Origin of the sequence: Butyrivibrio hungatei DSM 14810 (assembly GCF_900143205.1) — a bacterium.
Classification (GTDB): domain Bacteria; phylum Bacillota; class Clostridia; order Lachnospirales; family Lachnospiraceae; genus Butyrivibrio; species Butyrivibrio hungatei.
The window spans coordinates 741,330-765,014 of record NZ_FRDH01000003.1 but is presented as its reverse complement, the minus strand read 5'-3'; the positions used below and the strand labels follow the sequence as shown (position 1 = coordinate 765,014).

General features: G+C 40.1%; 21 protein-coding genes. 19 read left to right on the top strand and 2 right to left on the bottom strand.

The window, feature by feature from the left end; all coding sequences use genetic code 11:
- Positions 1-16: 16 nt before the first annotated feature.
- From BUA02_RS03590 to BUA02_RS03575, 4 genes are all read left to right on the top strand, one after another.
- A complete protein-coding gene (locus BUA02_RS03590) occupies positions 17-1,684 on the top strand; it encodes a spermidine synthase (protein WP_072701002.1) in 1,668 nt (555 codons plus the stop codon).
- Positions 1,685-1,790: 106 nt separating this feature from the next.
- Positions 1,791-3,812 (top strand): methyl-accepting chemotaxis protein, encoded by a 2,022-nt coding sequence (locus BUA02_RS03585; RefSeq protein WP_072701000.1) that lies wholly within the window; start codon positions 1,791-1,793, stop codon positions 3,810-3,812.
- A 13-nt stretch (positions 3,813-3,825) separates the two neighbouring features.
- Complete coding sequence (locus BUA02_RS03580) at positions 3,826-4,812, top strand: sugar ABC transporter substrate-binding protein (RefSeq protein WP_072700998.1); 987 nt, start codon at positions 3,826-3,828, stop codon at positions 4,810-4,812.
- Positions 4,813-4,827: 15 nt separating this feature from the next.
- A complete protein-coding gene (locus BUA02_RS03575; protein WP_072700996.1) occupies positions 4,828-6,120 on the top strand; it encodes a chloride channel protein in 1,293 nt (430 codons plus the stop codon).
- Positions 6,121-6,130: 10 nt separating this feature from the next.
- Here BUA02_RS03575 and BUA02_RS03570 read toward each other — a convergent pair whose 3' ends face one another.
- Complete coding sequence (locus BUA02_RS03570) at positions 6,131-6,397, bottom strand: hypothetical protein (protein WP_072700994.1); 267 nt, start codon at positions 6,395-6,397, stop codon at positions 6,131-6,133.
- 182 nt (positions 6,398-6,579) lie between these two features.
- Here BUA02_RS03570 and BUA02_RS03565 point away from each other — a divergent pair, with 182 nt between their 5' ends.
- Positions 6,580-6,867: a hypothetical protein gene (locus BUA02_RS03565; RefSeq protein WP_072700992.1), complete on the top strand. Its 288-nt coding sequence runs from the start codon at positions 6,580-6,582 to the stop codon at positions 6,865-6,867.
- A 78-nt stretch (positions 6,868-6,945) separates the two neighbouring features.
- Here the strand turns inward: BUA02_RS03565 and BUA02_RS03560 are convergent, their stop codons facing one another.
- Positions 6,946-7,389 carry a hypothetical protein gene (locus BUA02_RS03560; RefSeq protein WP_072700990.1) on the bottom strand — a complete coding sequence of 148 codons (444 nt, stop codon included), beginning with the start codon at positions 7,387-7,389 and terminating at the stop codon, positions 6,946-6,948.
- A 228-nt stretch (positions 7,390-7,617) separates the two neighbouring features.
- On the opposite strand from BUA02_RS03560, the gene BUA02_RS03555 reads away from it, so the two are divergent.
- From BUA02_RS03555 to csrA, 14 genes are all read left to right on the top strand, one after another.
- On the top strand, positions 7,618-8,805 hold the full coding sequence (locus BUA02_RS03555) for an ABC transporter substrate-binding protein (RefSeq protein ID WP_072700988.1): 1,188 nt from the start codon (positions 7,618-7,620) through the stop codon (positions 8,803-8,805).
- Between the two features lie 159 nt (positions 8,806-8,964).
- Positions 8,965-9,849: a branched-chain amino acid ABC transporter permease gene (locus BUA02_RS03550; protein ID WP_072700986.1), complete on the top strand. Its 885-nt coding sequence runs from the start codon at positions 8,965-8,967 to the stop codon at positions 9,847-9,849.
- 32 nt (positions 9,850-9,881) lie between these two features.
- On the top strand, positions 9,882-10,922 hold the full coding sequence (locus tag BUA02_RS03545) for a branched-chain amino acid ABC transporter permease (protein ID WP_071176984.1): 1,041 nt from the start codon (positions 9,882-9,884) through the stop codon (positions 10,920-10,922).
- Positions 10,919-11,674, top strand: coding sequence for an ABC transporter ATP-binding protein (locus BUA02_RS03540; protein ID WP_071176983.1), 756 nt, complete (start codon positions 10,919-10,921; stop codon positions 11,672-11,674). The genes BUA02_RS03545 and BUA02_RS03540 overlap by 4 nt, the downstream gene beginning before the upstream one ends.
- A 28-nt stretch (positions 11,675-11,702) precedes the next feature.
- Positions 11,703-12,416: an ABC transporter ATP-binding protein gene (locus tag BUA02_RS03535; protein ID WP_071176982.1), complete on the top strand. Its 714-nt coding sequence runs from the start codon at positions 11,703-11,705 to the stop codon at positions 12,414-12,416.
- Between the two features lie 16 nt (positions 12,417-12,432).
- On the top strand, positions 12,433-13,071 hold the full coding sequence (locus tag BUA02_RS03530) for a cytidylate kinase-like family protein (protein ID WP_072700984.1): 639 nt from the start codon (positions 12,433-12,435) through the stop codon (positions 13,069-13,071).
- Positions 13,068-15,392, top strand: a complete 2,325-nt coding sequence (locus BUA02_RS03525; protein ID WP_072700982.1) for a hypothetical protein — start codon at positions 13,068-13,070, stop codon at positions 15,390-15,392. Before BUA02_RS03530 ends, BUA02_RS03525 begins: the two co-directional genes overlap by 4 nt.
- Before the next feature lie 793 nt (positions 15,393-16,185).
- On the top strand, positions 16,186-16,473 hold the full coding sequence (gene flgM, locus BUA02_RS03520) for a flagellar biosynthesis anti-sigma factor FlgM (RefSeq protein WP_071176979.1): 288 nt from the start codon (positions 16,186-16,188) through the stop codon (positions 16,471-16,473).
- 35 nt (positions 16,474-16,508) lie between these two features.
- Positions 16,509-17,027, top strand: coding sequence for a flagellar protein FlgN (locus BUA02_RS03515; RefSeq protein ID WP_236845921.1), 519 nt, complete (start codon positions 16,509-16,511; stop codon positions 17,025-17,027).
- 134 nt (positions 17,028-17,161) lie between these two features.
- Entirely contained in the window at positions 17,162-18,820 is a 1,659-nt protein-coding gene (gene flgK / locus BUA02_RS03510) for a flagellar hook-associated protein FlgK (protein ID WP_072700980.1), read from the top strand.
- A gap of 15 nt (positions 18,821-18,835) precedes the next feature.
- Complete coding sequence (locus tag BUA02_RS03505) at positions 18,836-20,683, top strand: flagellar hook-associated protein FlgK (RefSeq protein ID WP_072700978.1); 1,848 nt, start codon at positions 18,836-18,838, stop codon at positions 20,681-20,683.
- A gap of 83 nt (positions 20,684-20,766) precedes the next feature.
- The gene (locus BUA02_RS03500) at positions 20,767-22,863 is read left to right on the top strand and encodes a flagellin N-terminal helical domain-containing protein (RefSeq protein ID WP_072700976.1); all 2,097 of its coding nucleotides are present in this window, start codon (positions 20,767-20,769) and stop codon (positions 22,861-22,863) included.
- Positions 22,864-22,959: 96 nt separating this feature from the next.
- Positions 22,960-23,418, top strand: coding sequence for a flagellar assembly protein FliW (gene fliW, locus BUA02_RS03495; RefSeq protein ID WP_071176975.1), 459 nt, complete (start codon positions 22,960-22,962; stop codon positions 23,416-23,418).
- A 43-nt stretch (positions 23,419-23,461) separates the two neighbouring features.
- On the top strand, positions 23,462-23,677 hold the full coding sequence (gene csrA / locus BUA02_RS03490; protein WP_071176974.1) for a carbon storage regulator CsrA: 216 nt from the start codon (positions 23,462-23,464) through the stop codon (positions 23,675-23,677).
- Positions 23,678-23,685: the final 8 nt, after the last annotated feature.

Sequence of the window (23,685 nt, the reverse complement as noted above, 5' to 3'; positions counted from 1 at the left end):
ATCAAAGAGGAACGGTATGAATAAAAAGATCTTAAAGAATAAACTATTTCTGTATCTTACAGAATTCTTTGCGGGAATGTCAGTAATGGCAGTTGAACTTGGCGCCAGCAGACTTCTAGCACCATATTTTAGCTCATCACAGATCGTGTGGACTATCATCATCGGAACTATCATGATCGCCATGGCTCTTGGTAATATCTATGGCGGACGTAAGGCAGACAAGGACAAGGACCCAGGTAAGCTCTACGGCAGGATCCTTGTGTCAGCTATCTGGATAGCACTTATTCCAGCCATTGGCAAATATGTGATTCTTGGTATTTCTGCACTTCTCATCTTTACAGTTAACAGTAACTTCCTTGTAATCGCTGCCTTTGCGGCGTGCATGGTGGTTTTTGTATTTCCATTATTCCTTCTAGGAACGGTAACTCCAAGTCTTGCCAAGTATACAACGGATTCTCTTGAAGATAACGGCAAGATCATAGGTACTCTTGGAGCGTTCAATACAGTAGGCAGTATCATCGGTACCTTCGTACCAACCTTTGTTACTATCCCTGCTGTCGGAACAGCCATCACATTCCTTATCTTTGCAGGAATCCTCATAGTTCTTTCTATTGCTTACTTTGTAAGCCCATCTGAAGGTACTGACCAAGATACAAAAGGCTCAAAAAAAAACAGTAATGTAGCAAGGATTGTTTCCGGAATCCTCATATTTGTTATATCCTGTGGGCTTTGCTACAACACAAGCTTTGCCTTTTGGGAGAATAACTTAACTTATGAAGGCGAGTCAGTTTACAACTATCTTCAGGTAAAAGAAACTCCCAATACGGTAATCCTTTCAACTAACGTTTTATTTGGTGTTCAGTCAGTTCTTGTTAAAGATGGAGCCCTTACAGGCATGTATTATGACGTGGCAATGGCAGCGCCTTACATGGCTGGCATCAAGGATAAGGAAGAAAAGGGCGAAGATCTTGATGTCCTGATCCTTGGCATGGGTTCTGGAACCTACGCAACTCAGCTTACAAGACACTTTGATAACATCAATATCGAGGGTGTAGAGATCGATGAAAAGATAACTGATCTTGCCCACAAGTACTTTGAACTTCCTGAAACTACAAAGGTGACAACCTACGATGGCAGAGCTTATCTTGCTGCAGTGGACAAGAAGTACGACGTGATCATGGTTGATGCCTATCAGGACATTACTATTCCTTTTCAGATGTCATCAGTAGAGTTCTTTACTATGGTAAAAGAGCATCTGAATGATGGTGGAGTAATGGTTGTAAACATGAATATGTACAGCGACAATGCCATAGGAGCCAAAAATGATGCCACAATTAATACTTATCTGGCAGATACCATTTCTTCAGTGTTTAATAATGTTGTAACAATTGATGTGGTGGGTTCGACAAACAAAGAACTCTTTGCATGTGATTCCGATAATTTTCTTGAGAAGTTAAAGGATGGAGCTAGTAAAGAAGATGAGACTGATTTGAGAGTTATGATGGAGAGTGCATATAGCTCAGCACTGGCCTACAATGCAGGCAATCATATCATGACAGATGACAAGGCACCTGTTGAATTATTGGGCATGAAACAGATTGATGCAATTATTAAGGATGAGGTATTATATTACAAAGAAATTTACAAAAAACAGGGCATAAATGGACTATTGAATAGTTTATAAAATTTTTAAAAATTCATATATTTTCAGGGGCGCTAATGCTATAATCAACTCAAGCATAGCGCTTTTTTATGGCTATAATTTAAAGGCAGCGAGGAACAAAAAGTATATGGGAGAACAGACATCAAAGACAAAGGCAGCAAAGGCAGTAAAAAAAAGAAGGGTCAGAAAGATCAGTACCAAACTTCTGTGGTATATCGTACCACTGGTAACTTTCACTGTCGTGGTTTTAGTGGCCGTTGCGGGGGAACTTTCCAAAGCAAGAATGAAGGAAATGGCAAATGAGACACTGGAATCATCAATTTCAAATCAGGCCGACAACATTGAATCATGGCTTGATAATAATCTTGAATTTTTCAGTACAGTCAAACTTGTAATTGAAACTGAACATCCAGCAGATTTTGAACTTGTTAAGATTCTTGATGCTTTCTATGGTTACAACAAGAGTAATCCTGATGGAATGTACATTGGAACTTCATCAGGCAAGCTCTATACAGCAAGGGAGTCAGCTTTTACTGAAGAGAATGTAACAGAGAGTATCTGGTTCAAACAGGGTATTACCAGAGTGGGAATGGCCTATGGCTCAGCACACCAGAATTACAACGGTGATATGGTAATAAGTGCTACAGGTATTCTTGATATGGACCGCGTTGATCTGAAGGTTATCGGTGCGGACGTACCACTTGATTCTATCACTGTAATCGTTAATTCCGGAGTTAAGATGAAGGGCGCAAGCTCATTCCTGGTAGATACAACAGATGGAACCATTCTTGCACACAGAGATGCAAGCCTTGTATCTACAACTCTTTCAGATACAAGCAGTGACGCACTTTTGAAGGGGGCAGCTAAGAAGATAGCTGCAGGAGATTATGATACATGTGAGATCGACTCGTATGTTGCAGCGTTCAAGCAGGTCGAAGGAACAGACTGGATCCTTGTTTCTTATATTCCAAAGAGCGAGATCCTTGGACCAATCTATCAGATGTCATGGTATCTGGTGATCATTGGAGTTATTGCAGTTTTTCTTATCATTGTGGCTATACTTCTTGTTGTTAGAAAGGTTATTGCTCCACTTACAGTTATTACCAGCAATATCACGGCTATGACAGAGGGCGATTTCACTATCAATGTTGATGTTAACAGTAATGATGAGATCGGTGTCATGGGAAAACAGGTTACTGAGTTCGTTGATTCTATGAGAAACATGCTGGCTAGCATCAGCAATGAATCTGAGAAGCTTAGAAATGAATCTGACAGCAGTGACAAGGTTTCTAAGACAATGTTCTCAGCATCTCAGTCACAAGCTGCTGCTATGGAACAGCTCAACGAAACAGTTGATCAGCTTGCTCAGGCAGTTAATGATATCGCACAGAACGCTACAACACTTGCAACTGTAGTGTCTGATACAAGAGATAACAGTGATAAAGCAAGTATCAGCATGAAGGAAACAGTCGAGATGTCTCAGAAGGGCCGCAGTGACATGGAGAAACTCAGCGAGGCTATGACTGGAATCGAGGGAGCCAACAATGAACTTGTTGAATCCATCAACCAGGTTGGTGCTGCGTCAGAAGAGATCACAAATATTGTTGGAATGATCAGTGCAATCGCAGAAGAGACAAATCTTCTTTCACTTAATGCCAGCATTGAGGCTGCAAGAGCCGGAGAATCCGGTAGAGGATTCGCTGTAGTTGCCACTCAGATAGGCAAACTTGCGCAGACATCTGCTGAGAGTGCACAGAATATTTCAAAACTTATCGAAGAGGTCCGTGGACTTATAGAAAAAGCTGTTGGACAAGCTAATGCATCTGCTGAGAGCATCAGAGAAAACAGTGAACTTATCGATGTTGCAGTTGGAACTTTTGATAAGATCTATACAAACATTCAGCAGTCAAATGAACTTATGGAAGCTATGATCGAGAACGTGTCCAAGGTTGATGAAGTTGCAACTACTGTTGCTGCTATTTCTGAGGAACAGGCGGCCAGTGCGGATGAGATTCTCACAACTTCAGAAAATATGGTTCAGATGGCGAACGACATTACAAAGAGCAGCCAGGATGTGGCTGACAATTCAGAAGAACTTGCAGGTACTTCACAGACACTTACTTCCTATGTGCAGAGGTTTAAAATTTAAGGAGGCAGCGTAGATGAAAAAAATTATAACATGTCTATTGGCGGGGATACTGATGGTGACAGCTCTTGTGGGGTGCGGACAGGCTAGTACTGTTTCTGCTGCAGAACATAGCGGAGACACTAAGATCCTTTTCATTATGCCAGATCTAAATGATGTATTTAGGATCTCTTTGTCCAATGCCATTATGAGTGAATGTGAGGCTAAAGGTATTACAGTAGATCTGGTTCAGTCAGGAAAAAGTGTAGAAGCACAGTATTCTCTTGTAGAGAGTGCCAAATCACAGGGCTATTCAGCAATCATCTTAAAACTTGCTGATGCAAGCACGGCTCTTCAGATGGATGTCGCTTCTAATGGACTTCCTATCGTATATGTTAATAATAAGCCAAAGGATGAGCATTTGGAGGCTGATAAATATATTTATGTAGCTTCTAATGAGGAAGAGGCTGGACAGCTTCAGGCTGAGTATGTTTTAAATAAACTTGGCAATCCGTCATCAATGAATGTTATAATAATTGAAGGAGAACCTGGCCATTCCGGAACGATCGGAAGAACAAGCGCAGTTAAAAAAACACTTAAAGATAATGGCTGCAATGCCAATTATGTGTTTGTTGACTATGGTAACTGGTCAGATTCAAAGGCAGAGGACCTCTTTAACATATTTACTCTTACAGGGCAGGATGTTGATGCAGTATTCTGTAACAATGATACCATGGCACTTGGTGTTATCGAAGCAATGAAAAAGAACGGCTATAGCTACAAGGATATTCCTGTATGCGGTGTAGATGCTACATCTAATGGATGCGCTTCTATTCAAAAGGGTGAGATCTCTTTTTCGGTTCTTCAAAATGCCAAGGGACAGGGCGCTGCAGCAGTAGATGCGGCAATCACCTTAAGTAAGGGCGGATCTATCAAGAACATCGAATATGCGACAGAGGACTGCAAGTATATCTTTGTTCCTTTTGAACCAGTTGATGCTAGCAATGTTAGCAACTATAGGTGATCAATAAAAAGAAAAATGAAAGAAAACAATTCTGAGTCGAGTACTGTAAAGCAGATTATGGAACAGATTCAGGAAGCTAACCTTTTAGGACAGCTAAGGGTATTACTCAGATGGGTGCTTTTGGGATCCATTACCGGCGTAGTAGTTGGTGTAATAGGCGCAATGTTCTATCACGGGATAATATGGGCTACAGATTTTAGAACAGAGCATGACTACATCATACTAGGCTTGCCATTTGCCGGCCTATTGATTGTTTTCTTATACAGATTATGCAAGGACTATGAAGACAAGGGGACTAACCTTGTCATCAAATCAATTCAAGCAGGGGAGAACCTTCCTATCACCAAGGCTCCCCTGATTTTTATTTCTACAATACTTACGCATCTTTTCGGTGGATCTACCGGTCGAGAAAGCGCTGCTCTTCAGATGGGCGGTAGCATTGGCTATAACCTTGGCAAATTATTCAGACTCAAGGAAGGCAATGTTAAGATCATTACCATGTGCGGCATGAGCGCTGCATTCTCAGCTCTTTTTGGAACCCCTATGACAGCGGCCTTTATGGCTATGGAAATTGAAAATGTCGGAATAATGTACTATTCCGCTCTGGTGCCTTGCGTTATATCAGCACTGATTGCTTCTGGTGTATCTAAATATCTTGGTCTAGTGGAAGAGACTTTTGCTGTAAACGTAGTACCTGAGTTTTCTCTATATAATGCGGTATTTACAGGTATACTTGCTATACTGTGTGCGGTAGTGAGCGTGCTTTTTTGCAATGTACTGAAATTATCAGGTCGAACCTACAAAAAGCTTTTCTCAAATCCATATCTTAGGATATTTGTAGGTGGATGCATAGTTTCAGCCCTGACATTTGCTTCTGGAACAAGACTTTATAATGGTGCGGGAATAAATGTGATAGAAATGGCTGTTAAAGGAGAGGCGCCTTATATAGCGTTCCTTTTAAAGATAATATTTACAGCCCTTACGTTAGGTGCAGGATATAAGGGCGGTGAGATCGTACCGGCCCTTTATATCGGTGCTACCTTTGGCTGTTTGTATTCACAGCTATTGGGATTTGATCCAGCTCTTTGTGCGGCAATAGGCATGGGTGCCTTGTTCTGCGGCGTCACCAATTGCCCTATCTCATCTCTTTTCATATGCTTTGAGCTATTTGGCTTTAAAGGAATGCCCTATTATCTTTTGGCAGTAGCTCTAAGCTACACTTTCTCAGGCTATTCAAGTTTGTATAGCAGTCAAAAGATCGTATATTCCAAGTTCCACAACAAATATGTGAATAGGGATACAAAATAACCATAGCAAGTTAAAGGAAACGGAATTCATCGAACTGTGGATCTTCTATGAAGTCAGAAATAAGATTTAATGGAGTCAGGCCAATGGCTTCATGATGAATCTGCTCACGGATGACCATTTTTTCATAAGATGATAATGCAGAATACTCTGGATGACTTTGCGCGTACTTGTCGTTTAGCTGATCAAATAGATTATACTCCGGATCGCCCCAAGCAAATACTTCGGCTGTCTTCAGATTAGGTTTGAACGGAGAATATCGCAGCTGGTTGTTACTCATAACAGTGCTCCTTTCTCTTCTGTTTTACCCTACTTCATAATAATAACATAGTTTTTAATAAAATTTCATAAATTACTACTTTTTATTTACATAAAATTTCAAAGGGTGTAATTGCATATTTGGACCAAAAAGAATAATATATCCATGATGAGTAGTGTGCATTTATGAGAGGATATGTGTATATGGGATTGTCTGTAGGTGGAATTGGAACTACATATGGAATGAGCTTCGTTCAGCCTCTTAATTATTCTATAAAGAATAACTCGGATGTTTCAGATGCCTTTAAGGAGACAGGATTAAAGGGAGAAATTGAGAATGTTCCTCCAGTAATTTATCCAAATGCTCAGAAGGTAAACAAGATGTACAACGAGGTGGCAGAGAAGTTTCAGGGCATGACAGTAGGATATGGAAGTGATTCCGTTGGATTATCATACGGAATGGAAGGTAATTCAGTAGATCTTTTTGCATGATGATATTTCAGGTAGGATGGAAATATAAAAAGACGGTGTCTACATTTAATGTAGGCGCCGTCTTTGTTTGGGCTTTTATCAAATATTATTAGGAAGATGACCAAGTAATTTGGCTTCCTGTATCTTTTCATTTACTTCTGCCAGGAACTGATGATTATCCGGATCAGTTATAAAATCAAGAAAATCGGAAGCTTCTTTTTTGGTAAGCTTTTGAATCTCTGTCAGATAATTCAAGATCTCTTCATTAGTCTTACCTTCATTTATGAGCTTGTCCACAATATCGAAAAGAACCATGAATCTTCTCATTTTGATGCGGATATGTATATTGTAAAGTTCAATAACAATGGATGTCAGTACGAAAAAAGCGACCGCAGAAAGGATAAGACTTAGTATACCAGTAAGATAGATACCAACCCTGAGATTAAGGATTCCAGCCAAAAAACTGGAGATCATTACGATTGAAACGGAAGAAATTACTATTGCCAGTCGAGCAGAGTTTCGCTTGGCTTCGGTAAGTGCCATAAGCCGGACCGCTATTCCAAAAACGAAATAGAAGACGAAAGCGAAAGCTATCCCCAAATTACATAATTGAAGCATAGGATTCATCCCCCTTTTTTTAATTGTAACAATCATAAAAGAAAAAAGCAATTTTGCAATTGACTTTTACACTACAATGCTTTAATCTTTAAAAGTAACAAGAAATTGTATACAAATATACAACTTGGAGCACTTGATTAGGAGGATATCATTATGAAGAGATTTAAAAAGGTATTGAGCGCCATGGTGGCTACAGCAATGGCTGCATCTATGATCGTTGGTTGTGCTGATGCTACTGAAGGTTCTGCTCCAGCAGAAGGTTCAGCTAGTGGAGAGGCCACATTCAAGATTGGTGCTATTGGACCACTTACAGGTGGAGCTGCAGCATATGGTAATGCAGTTTGTAACGCAGCAGAGCTTGCAGTTGAGGAGATCAATGCAGCAGGTGGAATCAACGGATATATGGTTGAGTACAGCAAAGAAGATGATGAGCTCAACGCTGAGAAATCTGTAAATGCATATAATACACTTAAGGATTGGGGAATGCAGGTTCTTGTTGGATCCACTACAAGTGCATGCTCAATCGCAGTTTCAGAGTATACAAAGGCTGACAATATGTTCCAGCTTACACCATCAGGATCAGCAGTTGATTGCGTAAAGTATGACAATGCTTTCCGTGTATGCTTCTCAGATCCTAACCAGGGTATTGCTTCTGCCCAGTACATTTCTGACAATAACCTTGCTAAAAAGGTCGGCATCATCTATGACAGCTCAGACGTTTATTCAAACGGAATCTATCAGAAGTTTGTAGAAGAGGCTGATGGCAAGAACTTTGAGATTGTTTCAGCTGAGGCATTTACTCAGGATAACAACACTGATTTCTCAGTTCAGCTTCAGAAGGCTAAGGACGCAGGAGCAGATCTTGTATTCCTTCCTATCTACTACAAGGATGCATCACTTATCCTTACACAGGCTAACACAATGGGATATTCACCAATCTTCTTTGGCGTAGATGGTCTTGATGGACTTCTTACAGTTGATAACTTTGATACATCACTTGCTGAGGGCGTAATGCTTCTTACACCTTTTGCAGCTGATGGCACAGATGATCTTACAGTTAATTTTGTAACTAAGTACAAGGAAAAATACGGTGAAGTTCCTAATCAGTTTGCAGCAGATGCTTATGATGCTGTTTACATCATCAAGGAAGCTATCGAAAAGGCAGGCGTAACTCCTGATATGAGCGTTTCTGAGATCGGTGACAAGCTTAAGGCTGCTATGGTTGAGATCGAGGCTTCTGGTCTTACATCTGCCAAGATGACTTGGGATGCAAGTGGTGAGCCAAATAAGGAACCTAAGGCTGTAGTTATCAAAGACGGAGCTTACGTATCAGCTCAGTGATCGTCTCTTTAAAAAAATAATTTAATCGACTATTCTTTAGCGAGGGCGCTGAAAAATTAGTGCCCTCGTTTGTTATATTTGTAATTAATTTTCTAGTTGTTGTGCTATCATATATTTATGTGAAAAAAGGATAAAAAGTATCAAGAGTTGGAGGTAGATATGAGTTTTTTAACATATCTTATTAGTGGGCTTAGCTTAGGAAGCATATATGCCATCATCGCTTTAGGCTATACGATGGTTTACGGTATAGCTAAGATGCTCAATTTCGCCCACGGTGATTTTATCATGGTAGGCTGTTATATAATCTTTTCAGTGACAGCATCTCTCGGAGGTAATCCACTTTTAGGAATTTTAGTGGCAGTCGTCCTCTGTACAATCCTTGGAATTACAACAGAATTTGTGGCTTATAGACCACTTCGTGGAGCAGCATCTCCTTTGGCTGTACTTATTACAGCTATAGGTGTCAGCTACTTCCTTGAGAACGTGGCCCTTCTTATATTTGGCGCAGACATTAAGTCTTTTACATCAGTTATCAGCTGGGAAGGCTTGTCTTTTGCTGATGGTCAGCTTCGAATTCAGGGTGTAACAATAGTCACAATCCTCATTAGCGTATTGGTACTTGTTGTTTTACAGCTCTTTATCAAAAAGACCAAGCAAGGTCAGGCAATGCTTGCAGTTGCCGAGGATAAGGGAGCAGCAACTCTTATGGGTATAGATGTTAATAAGACCATCATGCTGACATTTGCTATCGGTTCAGCTCTTGCAGCTATTGCTGGTGCACTTCTTTGCTCAGCATATCCATCTCTTTCTCCATATACAGGAGCAATGCCTGGTATCAAGGCTTTCGTAGCAGCGGTCCTTGGCGGAATCGGATCAATTCCAGGAGCTATGATCGGAGGACTTGTACTTGGAATAGTAGAGATCCTTAGTAAAACCTACATTTCATCACAGCTTTCAGATGCCATTGTGTTCGGTATTCTTGTAATCGTGTTATTAGTTAAACCTACCGGAATACTTGGTAAGAAGATTCAGGAAAAGGTATGAGCGCAGAACTACATTGAAAATGGAGGCTAAAAATGAAAAAAAGAGATAACTTGATCACCTATGGAATCGTGATCTTAGCATTTATAATCTTCCAGGTACTTGCAGCTACCGGACATCTTTCAAGTCATATGAGAGGGCTTTTGGTCCCAATGACATATTACGCAGTAATAGCTGTCGCTCTTAACCTCTGTGTAGGTATTTTAGGAGAGCTTAGTATTGGACACTGCGGATTTATGTGCGTAGGAGCTTTTACCAGCGCATTCTTTTCAAAGGTTACCCAGAACGTTCTTCCAACTGCCCCAAGATTTATCCTGGCATTTGTTGTGGGAATAGCTTTTGCAGCCTTATTCGGATTTCTTATTGGAATTCCAGTACTTAGACTTAAGGGCGATTATCTTGCCATCGTCACACTGGCCTTTGGAGAGATCATCAAAACTGTAATCAACGCATTCTATATTGGAATCGATAAGCATGGACTTCATTTCTCATTAAAGAATGCTATGGAGCTTGGTATGGAGCCTGATGGAGAAGTTATTGTTAACGGAGCTATGGGTATTACAGGAACTCCACACGATGCTAATTTTACTATCAGTATTGTGGTGCTTCTCTTAGCTCTTTTCGTGGTTCAAAACCTTATTAATTCAAGAGATGGCCGTGCAATCATGGCTATCAGAGACAATGCAATCGCAGCTGAGGCAACAGGAATCAATATTACCAAGTACAAGATGCTTGCATTTGTTATTTCTGCAGCCATTGCTGGAGCAGCAGGAGTTCTTTATTCACACAATATCACATCACTTACAGCTTCATCTCAGTACTTTGGATTTAACGCATCCATTATGATACTTGTGTATGTGGTACTTGGCGGAATCGGAAACATCAGAGGAAGCGTCATTGCTGCCTGCATTTTGTATGTACTACCTGAGCTTCTTAGAGGACTCAACACATATCGAATGCTGATCTATTCAATTATTCTTATAGTAATGATGATCGTTAACTGGTCACCTAAGGTAATCGACTGGAGAAAGAAGACCTTTGGCCACTTCACAGTTAGAAAGGGGGCAAAGGCATGACACTTTTAGATGTAAATAAGCTTAGTATATCCTTTGGCGGTCTTAGAGCTGTTGATGACTTTAACCTTCAGATCGAAAAAGGTGAGCTCTACGGACTCATCGGACCAAATGGAGCTGGTAAAACAACTGTATTTAACCTTCTTACAGGTGTATACAAGCCAAACGAAGGTATCATCAAACTTGATGGCGAGGATATCACCAGAAAGAATACTGTTCAGATCAATCAGGCAGGTATCGCAAGAACTTTCCAGAATATCAGATTGTTCAAGCAGATGTCTGTTATTGATAATGTTAAGGTTGGACTTTCTGAGCGCTTTAAATACAGTGCTATTGAGGGAATCCTTCATGTTGGTAAATATAGAAAAGTTGAGAAGGAAATGAACGAAGAGGCTATGAAGCTTCTTAAGGTCTTTGACCTTGATGGTGAAAAAGACACACTGGCTTCTAATCTTCCTTATGGTAAACAGAGAAAACTTGAGATAGCTAGAGCTATGGCTACAGATCCTAAGCTTCTTTTACTAGATGAGCCGGCAGCAGGCATGAATCCAAATGAGACAAAAGAGCTGATGGATACCATTTCATTAGTTCGTAAAGAGTTTGGAATGACGATTCTTTTAATCGAGCATGATATGAAGCTTGTATCCGGAATCTGTGAGAAGCTTACAGTACTTAACTTTGGAAGAGTTCTCTGCCAGGGCGAGACTAAAGAGGTACTTGCTAATCCTGAGGTAATCAAAGCATACTTGGGCTGAGAGGACTAAATTACTTGGAGAATATATTATGAGCGAATTTTTAAGTGTAAAAGATTTAAGCGTATATTATGGTGTTATCCAGGCTCTTAAAGGTGTCTCTTTTCATGTGGACAAAGGAGAGATCGTAGCCCTCATAGGTGCTAACGGAGCAGGTAAGACAACAACACTTCATACTTTATCAGGCCTCATTCAGGCTGATAAAGGAGAGATCATCTACAAAGATCAGAATATCACAACAGTTCCAGGTCACAAGATCGTAAATCTTGGAATGGCGCAGGTTCCAGAGGGAAGGCGTGTATTTGCTGAAATGACCGTTTTACAGAACCTCAAGATGGGCGCATATACCAGAAAAGATAAGGCAGAGATGGACGAGACACTTAAGACTATCTATCAGCGCTTTCCAAGACTTGAAGAGAGAAAGAGCCAGCTAGCTGGGACACTTAGCGGTGGTGAGCAGCAGATGCTTGCTATGGGTAGAGCCCTTATGTCTCATCCTGAGATCATCCTTCTCGATGAGCCATCCATGGGTCTTTCACCAATCTTTGTAAATGAGATATTTGATATTATCGAGAAGATCAACAAGGATGGAGTTACAGTTCTTTTGGTTGAGCAGAATGCCAAGAAGGCGCTCTCAATAGCTAACAGGGCTTATGTTCTTGAGACAGGCAAGATCGTAAAAGAGGGTATTGCCAGCGAGCTTTTGGATGATGAAACAATAAAGAAAGCATATCTTGGCGAATAATAGCGGGGGAAATGGTATGAAAAGAAACATTGTCATTACAATCGCAAGACAGTATGGAAGTGGCGGCAGAACTGTAGGCGAAAAGCTTGCAAATGAGCTTGGGATTCACTATTACAACAAGGAACTCATTAAGCTCGCTTCCGAAGAAAGCGGAATAAATGAGTCTTTATTCTTGGAGGCTGATGAGAAGCTTAGAAATAATGGCTTTTTCAAGGCACCTGTAAATATCTATAACGGAGAGCTTATTGGACCTGACAGCAAGGACTTTACTTCTACTGATAATCTTTTTAACTATCAGGCAAAGGTCATCAAAAAGCTTGCTGACACCACAAGCTGCGTTATCATAGGTCGTGCTGCAAATTTTGTTCTTAAGGATTATGACAACGTTCTTAGTGTATTTGTTCACGCACCTCATGACTTCCTTATGCAGGAAGCTGCCAAGGTGCAGCCTCTTAGGGGAAAAGAACTTGAGAAGTTCTGCGCAAGAGAGGATAAATACCGCGCTGAATACTATATGCATCACACAGGAAATCTCTGGACTGATGCCATGAACTATGACCTGTGCATCGATAGCAGTAAACTTGGTTTTGATAAGTGCGTTGAAGCTATCAAGGCGCAGCTCAAAGTAAGATTTGGCGAGGATATTTTCGAATGAAGAAGTTTTGGGAAAATAAAAAACTCCTTATATTAGTTCTGGTAGCTGTAGAAGTAGTTCTTTTGATAGTAAATGCTCTTAGATTCAATAGAGAAGAGAGCATAAGCTATTCATCAGATGATCTGCTCCTTGCGCGTAAAAATCTTGAAACTAATACTATCGAATATGAGAGCGGATTCTATGCTGATCACAGTAATGTGGAAGGGGCTTACGTTGTCACGAAACCTACGTTCCTCAAAAAAGGCATTTATTCCGTGACTGTAGATTATAGCTCTAATGCAGATGATAACTGGCATACCTGCTATATGGTGCTTGATGCAGTGGGAGATACTTCTGAAGACAAGACTGCAGATCTAGTTTGCAGCGACCATACTGCAATGCCAGGTAAGTTCACCAGTGTTTCAGCTCTTTCTTGGGTTAGATATGGGACAGAGTTTGAAGTCCGCATGGGACCTGAAACAGATGCTTCAGGTGACAATATATATGTTCTTGTAAATGGCGTGAATATCACATACATGAAGGGCAAGACCATAGCCAATGAGACAACCAAACTGTTTTTATTTTTTGCTTTGATTGATGTTTTGGTATTTCTTTTCCTGCTAAAGAGAAAAGAAACAGTTAGTTTCCTTAAGGGAAAAGAATTGACTATAGGAGTGATGTTATTTACTCTGTTTTTCTCAAGCTATCCTCTCTTTTATAGGAAGTTATATTTTGGCGATGACATTTACTATCATTTGAGAAGAATAGCATTTACGGCGGAGGGGCTTAGAAGCGGTCAGTTTCCGGTGCACATTCTTCCTGGATGGGACAACGGTTATGGCTATGCTGCTGGTGTAGGCTATGGAGATCTGCTAATTTACCCTTCAGCAATACTTATTATCCTTGGATTTACACTTCAGATGGCATATAAGTTCTACATTTTCCTTACAAATGTGCTGTCTGTGTTTATTTCATATTTTGCATTTAAAAAGATATCTGGTAATGAGAGAGTTGGTCTCTTTTCGTCAGTTTTGTTCACACTGATCGGATTTAGACTTCACAGTATCTATTCAGGAGCGACAGTTGGTGAGTTTGGAGCATTTACGTTTCTTCCACTGGTAATCCTTGGACTTTGGGAAATATATTCAAAGAAGTCAAAGAAAGCGTATATTACTCTGGCTTTTGGAGTAACACTTACTCTTTCATGCCATGTGCTTTCAACATTTATTCTGGCACTGGTTATTCCTCTTTTCTGCATCCTTATGATCGAGAAGACTTTGCAAAAAGAGATACTGTTGCCACTACTTAAGGCATTACTTGCTATAGTTCTATTAAATCTTCACTTTATAGTACCTCTTGCGGATTACATGTTATTCCAGAATATGAGAGGAAATACTGTAAATGACATTTTGTGGAATAGAGGTCAGGAGCTTGTTCATCTCTTTAATCTGCAAAAGGCAGCTTTTCTTGATACTGGTGGATTTGTAGGTCTTGGAGTAGTTTCAATCGCAGTGCTTGCGCTTGCCGCAGGATTTGTGCTTACAGGAAGATTTAAGGAAAAGACAGGAGCTTATCTTAGAATATTTGTGCTGAGCATTTTGTTTGTAGCCCTTAGCCTTAATTCAACTTTTTATTTCTTCCTTAATGACAAGATGCCACTTATGTACAAGCTTCTTGGAAATATGCAGTTCCCATGGCACTTCCTTGATGTGTCTTGTGGAATGGTTGTTTTCTGGTTTGCTGTTACAATGGGCGAGCTCTTAAGATATGAAGATAAGAGTATAAAGGGCTATATTGCAATGGCTTCACTTGTACTGTTGTGTGTTGTGCAGAGTGAGGAACTTTTGGGAGATGTTATAAAGGAAGGTAACCCAATAACATCCTTTGACAGCAATTATCTAAGAGATCCATTCTACGTGGAGTTTAGTATTAAGGATATCAACACAGGCCTTACTTCCATGTATCAGGACATGGTTCTTCCTGAAGGGACAGAAGCTACAGCTGTTGTTACTAAAAAGAATGGCACAACGCTTTATGTGCAGGCTGATAATCCTACAGGAGAGGTGGTGATAGCAGAAGCACCTCTTTGGGGTTACAGGCACTATGCAGTTAAAGCCAAGGGAACAAAGATAGCATGTTACATGGCTGAAGATAAGAAACTTGCAGTTGAGATTCCTGCTGGTTACAGTGGCTTGTTTAAGATCTATTTCAGAGAACCATGGTTCTGGAGACTTGCGGAGTTTGTATCACTAGTTACATTGGTATATTTGCTTGGATTACATACCTTTGTGATCAAGCATATATTGGTCAGCTATAAAATGGCTGGATTTAGCGATATTTAGCCTGATATGAAATAATACAAGATTTTAGGCTAAAGAAAAAATAAGAATATTATGGCGTTGGAATAGTGAGATTAGCCGAATGATCATAGAAATGATCGTTTCGGCTAATTTTTTTGCTAGTTTTTGAATTTTGACTTTGAAAGCAGCGATTATTTTTTAGCCTAATTGGTTGGAAAAGAAGATAATAGGCTAAGGAGAGCTAGAATTAGTTTGAAATGAGGACAAAAAAGTTTAGCCGAAAGGCTTAAAAACAAAAGAACTTGGATAAAAAAAGAAAAAAGTAAAAAAACTTTCGATAAACACTTGCATTTCTTGTTAGCATATGCTAATATACATTTTGTTAGCAGAAGCTAACAAGTAAAAACGTCAATGCCAAGGCGTTATTTACACGTGACATACAATAGTCATAAGAAATCTCCTACCTGAACAGGTGCATCTTGCCAATGCACCTGTTTTTCTTTTTGTGTAGAGCACTTGACGAGGTTTTGTCGAGTCTAGTGCGAACCATGCAAGTTCACTTAGTGAGGTCCTTTTCGAACTTAGTGAAGCTTGCTGTGTAGAATACTTAGCGAGGTAGTACGCGAAATTTTTTTACAAAATTTGTAATTAATTATAAAATTAATCTAAAGTTTTTTTCGAATTGGACGATAATAGTATTGAAAAGCGGAAAGAGTGAGTAAACCTTGGGTGTTTACGCCATGAAAATATTTTTTTTAAAAAGCTAAAGTAATGGCGACTTCTACCGATAAATGTTGTAGAAGTAAAAAAATACTCCAGGGAAGGAGGATGAGATATGCGAATAGAAGCATACAGTCAGGTTCAGCAGATTTACTCTAACAACAAAGTTAATAAGACCCAGGCGGCCAAGAAGACTAATGATATTAGAGATACTGTATCATTTTCTTCAATCGGAAAAGATATCCAGGTTGCTAAACAGGCTGTTAGCGCTACGCCAGACGTTAGAGAAGACGTTGTGGCTTCGCTCAAGGCTGCTATCAAAAACGGTACTTATAACGTAAGTGGAGAGGCTTTTGCCGACAAATTACTGGCTAAATACGAAGAAGCAAGTGAGCTTTCTTAATTGAATAAATAATAATAATCAGGAGGATGATTCCAGTGGCAAGTCTAATGGAAAACCTGGTCGACGTGCTTGATCAGGAATGCGGAATGTACGAGAAATTGCTGGGGTTATCTAGTAAGAAGACCACAATTATCGTTTCAGGTGATCTTCTGAAACTTGCGGAAATCACGGATGAGGAGCAGTGCATAATAGGTAATATCCAGTCCCTCGAGAAAAAAAGAATGACAGCTATGAAGGATATTGCCAATGTACTCAACAAGGATGTTGATTCATTGAAACTGACCGACCTGATAACTGTTCTCGAGAAGAGACCAGAAGATCAGAAAAATCTGGCATTGCAGCGAGACAGATTAGTATCTGTAGCAGACAATGTTAGACGTGTAAACGGCCAGAACCAGGAGCTACTTTTAAGTTCTTTGGAAATGGTACAATTCGAAATGAACATCATCCAAGCGTCAAAAAGCGCTCCACAGACGGCGAATTATTCCAGAGCTTTAGACACTACAGGCGAATGTTTAGGTTACACTTCGGGCGGGTTCGATGCAAAGCAGTAAGTACCACTCATAATGAAGGGGTGGTACAGCGCATTGGATAGCCCAAGGGAGTACTGAATATTTCAGTAGTGTCTTTTTTGCGCCCTAAAATAGGCCGCAAAAAAGACAAATATCAATAACAGGAGGAAACAGATATGTCTCTAATGGCAAATCTATATGTGGGTCAGTCAGGATTACAGACATCACAGAACGCATTAAATACAACTGCACATAACATGGCCAATATAGATACCCAAGGCTATACAAGACAGCAGGTCTCTCAGGGCACAAGAGCATATCAGACTCTTGAAAAGAAGAATGAATGTATTGCCTGGAAACAGATTGGTACAGGCGTTCAATATAATAATTGTAAGCAGGTCAGAAGCGAATTTCTTGATATCTCTTTTAGAAAAGAATCAGGCAGATATGCATTTTATGATGTTTCCAGGAAATGTCTTGAAGAAGTAGAAGATCAGCTTCAGGAGATGAACGGATCAGAATTTGCAACTTCTATCAATAACCTCTGGACAGCAGTTCAGGAGCTTGCTAAGGAGCCTTGTTCAGCAGTAGCACAGAGTGCACTTGTTACAAGGGCAAATGAGTTTCTTACAAGAGCAAAGAGCGTATATGATGGCCTTGTTTCATATCAGGATAACCTTGATGCAACAATCGAGGGCATTGTAGATAATATAAATGACTATGGTGACAGGATCAGACAGCTCAACGAGGATATCGTAAATATCGAGTCTGGCAGAGAAGAAAAAGCAAACGACCTTAGAGATGAGAGAAACAAGATCCTTGATAAACTTGGGGAACTTGGAAAAATAGATTACTACGAAGATACCCTGGGAAATGTAACAGTTCTTTTTGAAGGATCTTCATTTGTAACTACCGATCATGTAAATCATATCGGAATTGACAGGACCTTAGTAAGTTCAGTTGGCTATGCTACACCATATTGGGAATACGCGGCAAGAAGAGAATACGACGAATATGGCATAGAGTACATTGCATCGATCGATGGCGGACATGTTTTCAACTTAGAGCAGACAGTATCCTCAACTACAGATACCGATATTGGAAAGCTTAAATCAGTTCTTTTAGCAAGAGGTGATCACAATGCAACATATCACGATATTACTGAGAGTGAAGATTACTACAACACAAACATCGCTCAGTCAGTCATCATGAACGTTGAAGCTGAGTTTGACCAGATGATCCACAACATCATGACAGCTATCAACAAGGTAATGGAGGACGCTGAGAGTAATCCGGCAACTCTTGATAACACAATAGGACTTAAGTCAGATTACGTGCTCTTTGTTGTGGCCAATGACAGTGACAAGCTCACTTATGATATTGATGAGGAGCACCCTGCAGGAACTATCGATACTGGATTTACCATCATGAATTCCCAGGTCAATCCTATTTTGTTAAAAGATCCAACAACCTTCACCTTCAGAAATGTAGACGGAAGTGAAGATACTGCAACAATGACAGCTCTTAAGGAAGCATTCAACAAGGAGCAGTACACATTAAATCCTAACGTTGCAAGTAGGAATAACTTTATTTCATATTACAACGCATTAGTTTCACAGGTAGCTAACTCAGGAGATGTATATAACAGCATCGCAGCTGCCCAGGAACAGACAGTTACAGCAGTTGATTACGGCAGAGAACAGATCGTTGGCGTATCAAGTGATGAAGAGCTTGAGTATATGATCCAGTTCCAGAATGCATACAACGCATCAAGTAGATACATAAACGTAGTAAGTGAGATGCTGGAACATTTGGTTACTACACTTGGTAGTTAATGTAAGGAGAATGCTATGGTATCACAATTTTTTGGACTTAACATCGCTGCATCAGGTCTTCGCGCTGCTAATGCAGCCCTTAACACGACAGCAAACAACATATCCAACGTAGAGACTAAGGGCTACAGCAGGCAGAAGGTCAATCAGGAAGCTGCAGATGCCCTAAGAGTATTTGCAAAATATGGATGCGCCGGTGCAGGCGTTGAGACTATCGCAATCGAGAGAGTCCGCGATAGCTTTTATGATGTCAAGTACAGAAATAATGAGCAGCTCCTTGGAAATGTAGAACAGAAGAACTACTATACAAAGCTTGTTGAACAGTATCTTGATGATGACGGAACAACCGGCTTCTCATCTCTTTTCACGAAGATGCAAGCTGCACTTCAGTCAGTCAAGACCGCAGCAGGTACAACGGAAGCCAAGACTACATACGTATCATCAGTAAGAAGTATTACTGAATACTTTAACAACGTTTATAACCAGCTTCAGGGACTTCAGAGTGACATCAACTCAGAGATCAAGCTCTGTGCTGACAGAATCAGCTCAATCTCTCAGGAAGTTGCTTCGATCAACAAGCAGATCAACATTATTGAAATGACTGGCACAACAGCCAATGAACTTAGAGATAAAAGAGATGTACTCGTCGATGAGCTTTCTAAGATGGTTTCAGTTGAAACCAAGGAAACTCCTGTAGTAGACGAGAATAATCCAGACAGAGTAACAGGCGCAACAAGATTTCAGATCTGGGTTGCAGGTGGATACGAGCTTGTTGATACCTACGAATACAGAAAGATGATCTGTGTAGCAAGAGATGAAGATGGATCTGTTAACCAGAACGATGTATCAGGCCTTTATGATATCAAGTGGGGAACAGCCAGCTACAAGGATGGCGATGACATCAAAGAGCTTGCAGATTTCTCTATTGAGTCAAAGCTCATCGGCGGCGAGCTTCAGGGACTTCTTGCTATGCGTGATGGTAATAACAATCAGTACTTTAATGGAAAGAGCACGATAATTGATCCCCTTGCAAGACCAGTTACGGTGCAGGTTGAAGTTGACGCTGCATATCTTAAGGATATGAATAAGTGCACTCTTCCTGAGGATGGTACTATCCACATTGGTGACAAGACTTATAAGTATGATTCCTGGTCTTATGACGGAGATAAGACTTTTACATTTACTATAGATAACGCAACACTTACAAGTACTCCTGATACTAACAGAGCAGTTACTATTGGCTACGGAAACGATTATCAGGGAATTCCTTATTATCTCGAGCAGATGAACGAGTGGGTAAGACAGTTCTCATCTGCAGTAAATGAGATCATGGTAACAGGTTATACATCAGACTCACTGGAAGGTGTAGCTCTTTTGACAGGAGCAATGGATACCAACTCTGTAGCGCAGTATAGCTACGAGCAGCTCACTTCTCTTTCTCAGAATAAGGGATACTACAAGCTTAGAGGCGGCAACTTCGAGGTTAACAGCGTAATAGTCGAGAATGCAGAGAGATTTGCTACAAAGGCTGACGTAACAGAAGGTGAATCAGAGTATGGTAACCTTTCAAGATTAAAAGAGATGTTTGAGACCAAAAAGATATTCAGAGGAGCAACTTCTGGAGAATACCTTACAAAGGTTCTTGCAGACGTGGCCCTTAATTCAAGTAATGCTGGAACATTGGAAAAGACCTATGAAGCTCTTGAAGTAACTATCAAGAATCAGCGCCTGTCAGATGCAGGTGTAGATGAAGATGAAGAAGCTTCAAACCTTGTTAAGTATCAGAACGCATACACACTTTCATCCAAGATGATCCAGACTCTGACTGAAATTTATGACAGATTGATACTTCAGACAGGAGTATAATCTGCCGATATGTATTGTAGATGACAAAAATGACTGCATGGATGCGCATTTTTTGACATGGAAGTTTATCTGGAGGTTGTACTATGCGTATCACTAACAAAATAATGCAGAACAATTCCCTTTATAATATTAACAATAACAAGATCAGCGAGGACCAGCTCAACACTATGATGTCTACAGGCAAAAAGATCACACGTCCTTCCGATGATCCTGTTATAGCCATAAGAGCACTTCGTCTTAGAAGCAACGTCACTCAGATTTCCCAGTATTATGAAAAGAATGCTAAGGATGCAGAGAGCTGGCTTGATGTAACAGCCGACGCTCTTTCTACAGTTACGTCTGTTCTTACTGACTGTGTTAAGCAGGCTACTAAGGGTGCCAATAAAGACCTCACTATCGACGACCTTGGAACGATCATTACTCAGATGGAGGCTCTTTCAAAAGAGTATTATTCTACAGGTAATGTAGACTACGCCGGAAGATACGTATTTACAGGTTACAGAACAGATACATCCCTTACATTTGATAAGACAACAACAGCAGATTACAAGGATATCAACGATGAATTCAAAGCTGCTGATATCAGTACATCCAGCAGAGTAACAGGCCTTAGCAAACTTGATTCTGAAAAGATCCTTGATTCTTCTTCTGATGCTGTATATGAGAGCGACATCGTGGAGCAGACAGTCGGAAGACTCAGACTTTCTTATGATATATTAAGCTACACTACAGACAGCTTCAATACTCCATCCCTTAAGTGGAGAGAGCAACTGATGCAGCCAGCTACAAGTACAGTTGAGGAAAAGATGGATGTCATTAAGCTCAACTTTACTAATAATGAAGGTGAGAGCTTTTACGCTATGCTTCCTGCAATCGAGCCTGGCGGATCAAGAGAAAGCTATACAGTTACCAACGAAGGAATTACTTATACAGTAGTTTCTCATTACGATGGAACTTATGATATCACTGCTAACAGCGATACTCAGACATATACATTTGGAATCGACTCTAATGGAATCTATGATCCTGCAAAGCAGAGCAGCAATATTGCTTCAGGTCAGACAAACCTTGATTCTGTTCAGAAGGCAACTATCACATATACTAACGATGACGGCGAGCAGATCCATTTTGGACTTCCTCTCCTTCAGGCTATTGGACAGACCTACTCAATGGAGATGGAGTACAACGGCAATGCAGCAACCTGCGTAGTTAACAGTGATGGAACATATACCATCAGAGACCATAATATAACTGATAATGTTGATGGAACATCTACTCAGAACGTAGTAAATGTAACAGGAAACGGCAGTATCCATTCTTCATACAAAGAGACTACATTAAATATCACAAAAGATAAGATAATCTATTCAACAACATCAGATGATGATATCGATGAGTTCTATAATGATCTTGTTGCCAGAGAAGAGGGCGCTATTGCAGTATTTAACGCAGCTACGGGTGAGGTTCTTTTGAATAAAGAGCTTACAAACAAGCTTTCAACTCTTCCAGACCTTATAAACGCCAATACTATCGACGTTATCTATGACAAGAAGGAATGGAATACAGGTGACATCAAGCCTGAGAATTTATTTAATTGCCAATTCACCGATGAAAATGGTACAGTACTATATAACAGAGGTTCAGCAGCTCATGACATCGCTTACGATGTGGGATTCGCACAGTCAGTAGTTGTTAATACCACAGCTGATGCGGTATTCACAACAAGTGTCAAAAGAGATGTTGATGATCTGAAGGATAAGCTCAACCAGCTTACTCAGATGAAGAGTACACTTAAGATCCTTAATGATAAGTTGGACGCAGCTAAATCGGATACAGAGAAAAATAAGCTCTCAATCGAGATTGAAGCAGCCCAGAAATCATATGATTTCCAGAGAGAGCAGATTCAGAAAGAGTTTGAGCACAAGATTACATCTATGCAGAAGGCTCTTGATACTGCAAACCTTGCAGTTACCGAAAATGGTACAAAATCAAAGAGACTTGACCTTATAAACACAAGACTTATGAGTCAGACTACAACATTCAAGACTCTTCAGTCTGAAAATGAGGATATTGACCTTGCTGAGACTATAACTCAGCTCACATCAGCTCAGACCACTTATGAAGCAAGCCTTATGGCAACTGGTAAGATCAGCCAGTCAAGCTTAATGAATTATATTTGATGACATATCATCAGATAAAATAAAATGTGGCATAGTTACGAAATAACGTTTATAATGAAAATGTAGCGATGTCTCAAAGACAATGGAGGTTACAGCATGAAACTTACAACTAGAGTATTTGGCGAAGTAGAAATTGAGGAGAGTAAGATCATTACTTTTCCAAATGGAATAATTGGATTCCCTGATATGACAAGATTTACACTTATGCATGATGAGGACCAGGGTTCTAACACAATTAAGTGGCTTCAGTCTATTGATGAGCCTAATTTTGCTATGCCAGTAATGGATCCATTAGTAGTTTGCCCAGATTATAAACCTGTTGTTGATAAAGCTGAAGTTGAGTATATTGGAAATCTTAGTGAGGAAGAGATGCTTGTTCTTGTAACAGTTACAGTTCCTCATGACTTAAAGCTCATGACAGTTAATCTTAAGGGACCATTTATCATCAACACCAAAGATATGAAGGCTTCCCAGACAATTATTGATAATGATGAATATCCGGTGAAGTTCCCTATTTATGACATCCTTCAGAAGAATAAAGAAGCAAAGGGATGATCTGAGTAACCAGCAAAAACATTAGCCGCGGAGGGAGAACCATATGTTAGCATTATCAAGAAAAAAGAACGAGTCTATCGTTATTAATAACAATATAGAAGTAACAGTTTTGGACATCAGGGGTGATCAGATCAAGCTCGGTATTTCTGCGCCAAAGGATGTTCCGATCTATAGAAAAGAAGTATATATCCAGATTCAGAACGAGAATAAGGAAGCTACTGATGTTTCCGGAATCGAAGAACTCAAGAAGCTTCTTTGATCAGTTCA

Coding starts and splice junctions, on each gene's coding strand:
- BUA02_RS03590 (WP_072701002.1), top strand. CDS start 17: ATGAATAAAAAGATCTTAAAGAATAAACTATTTCTGTATCTTACAGAA.
- BUA02_RS03575 (WP_072700996.1), top strand. CDS start 4,828: ATGAAAGAAAACAATTCTGAGTCGAGTACTGTAAAGCAGATTATGGAA.
- BUA02_RS03580 (WP_072700998.1), top strand. CDS start 3,826: ATGAAAAAAATTATAACATGTCTATTGGCGGGGATACTGATGGTGACA.
- BUA02_RS03585 (WP_072701000.1), top strand. CDS start 1,791: ATGGGAGAACAGACATCAAAGACAAAGGCAGCAAAGGCAGTAAAAAAA.
- BUA02_RS03560 (WP_072700990.1), bottom strand. CDS start 7,389: ATGGCACTTACCGAAGCCAAGCGAAACTCTGCTCGACTGGCAATAGTA.
- BUA02_RS03505 (WP_072700978.1), top strand. CDS start 18,836: ATGGTATCACAATTTTTTGGACTTAACATCGCTGCATCAGGTCTTCGC.
- BUA02_RS03530 (WP_072700984.1), top strand. CDS start 12,433: ATGAAAAGAAACATTGTCATTACAATCGCAAGACAGTATGGAAGTGGC.
- BUA02_RS03525 (WP_072700982.1), top strand. CDS start 13,068: ATGAAGAAGTTTTGGGAAAATAAAAAACTCCTTATATTAGTTCTGGTA.
- flgM (WP_071176979.1), top strand. CDS start 16,186: ATGCGAATAGAAGCATACAGTCAGGTTCAGCAGATTTACTCTAACAAC.
- flgK (WP_072700980.1), top strand. CDS start 17,162: ATGTCTCTAATGGCAAATCTATATGTGGGTCAGTCAGGATTACAGACA.
- BUA02_RS03545 (WP_071176984.1), top strand. CDS start 9,882: ATGAAAAAAAGAGATAACTTGATCACCTATGGAATCGTGATCTTAGCA.
- csrA (WP_071176974.1), top strand. CDS start 23,462: ATGTTAGCATTATCAAGAAAAAAGAACGAGTCTATCGTTATTAATAAC.
- BUA02_RS03500 (WP_072700976.1), top strand. CDS start 20,767: ATGCGTATCACTAACAAAATAATGCAGAACAATTCCCTTTATAATATT.
- BUA02_RS03565 (WP_072700992.1), top strand. CDS start 6,580: ATGGGATTGTCTGTAGGTGGAATTGGAACTACATATGGAATGAGCTTC.
- fliW (WP_071176975.1), top strand. CDS start 22,960: ATGAAACTTACAACTAGAGTATTTGGCGAAGTAGAAATTGAGGAGAGT.
- BUA02_RS03570 (WP_072700994.1), bottom strand. CDS start 6,397: ATGAGTAACAACCAGCTGCGATATTCTCCGTTCAAACCTAATCTGAAG.
- BUA02_RS03550 (WP_072700986.1), top strand. CDS start 8,965: ATGAGTTTTTTAACATATCTTATTAGTGGGCTTAGCTTAGGAAGCATA.
- BUA02_RS03555 (WP_072700988.1), top strand. CDS start 7,618: ATGAAGAGATTTAAAAAGGTATTGAGCGCCATGGTGGCTACAGCAATG.
- BUA02_RS03540 (WP_071176983.1), top strand. CDS start 10,919: ATGACACTTTTAGATGTAAATAAGCTTAGTATATCCTTTGGCGGTCTT.
- BUA02_RS03535 (WP_071176982.1), top strand. CDS start 11,703: ATGAGCGAATTTTTAAGTGTAAAAGATTTAAGCGTATATTATGGTGTT.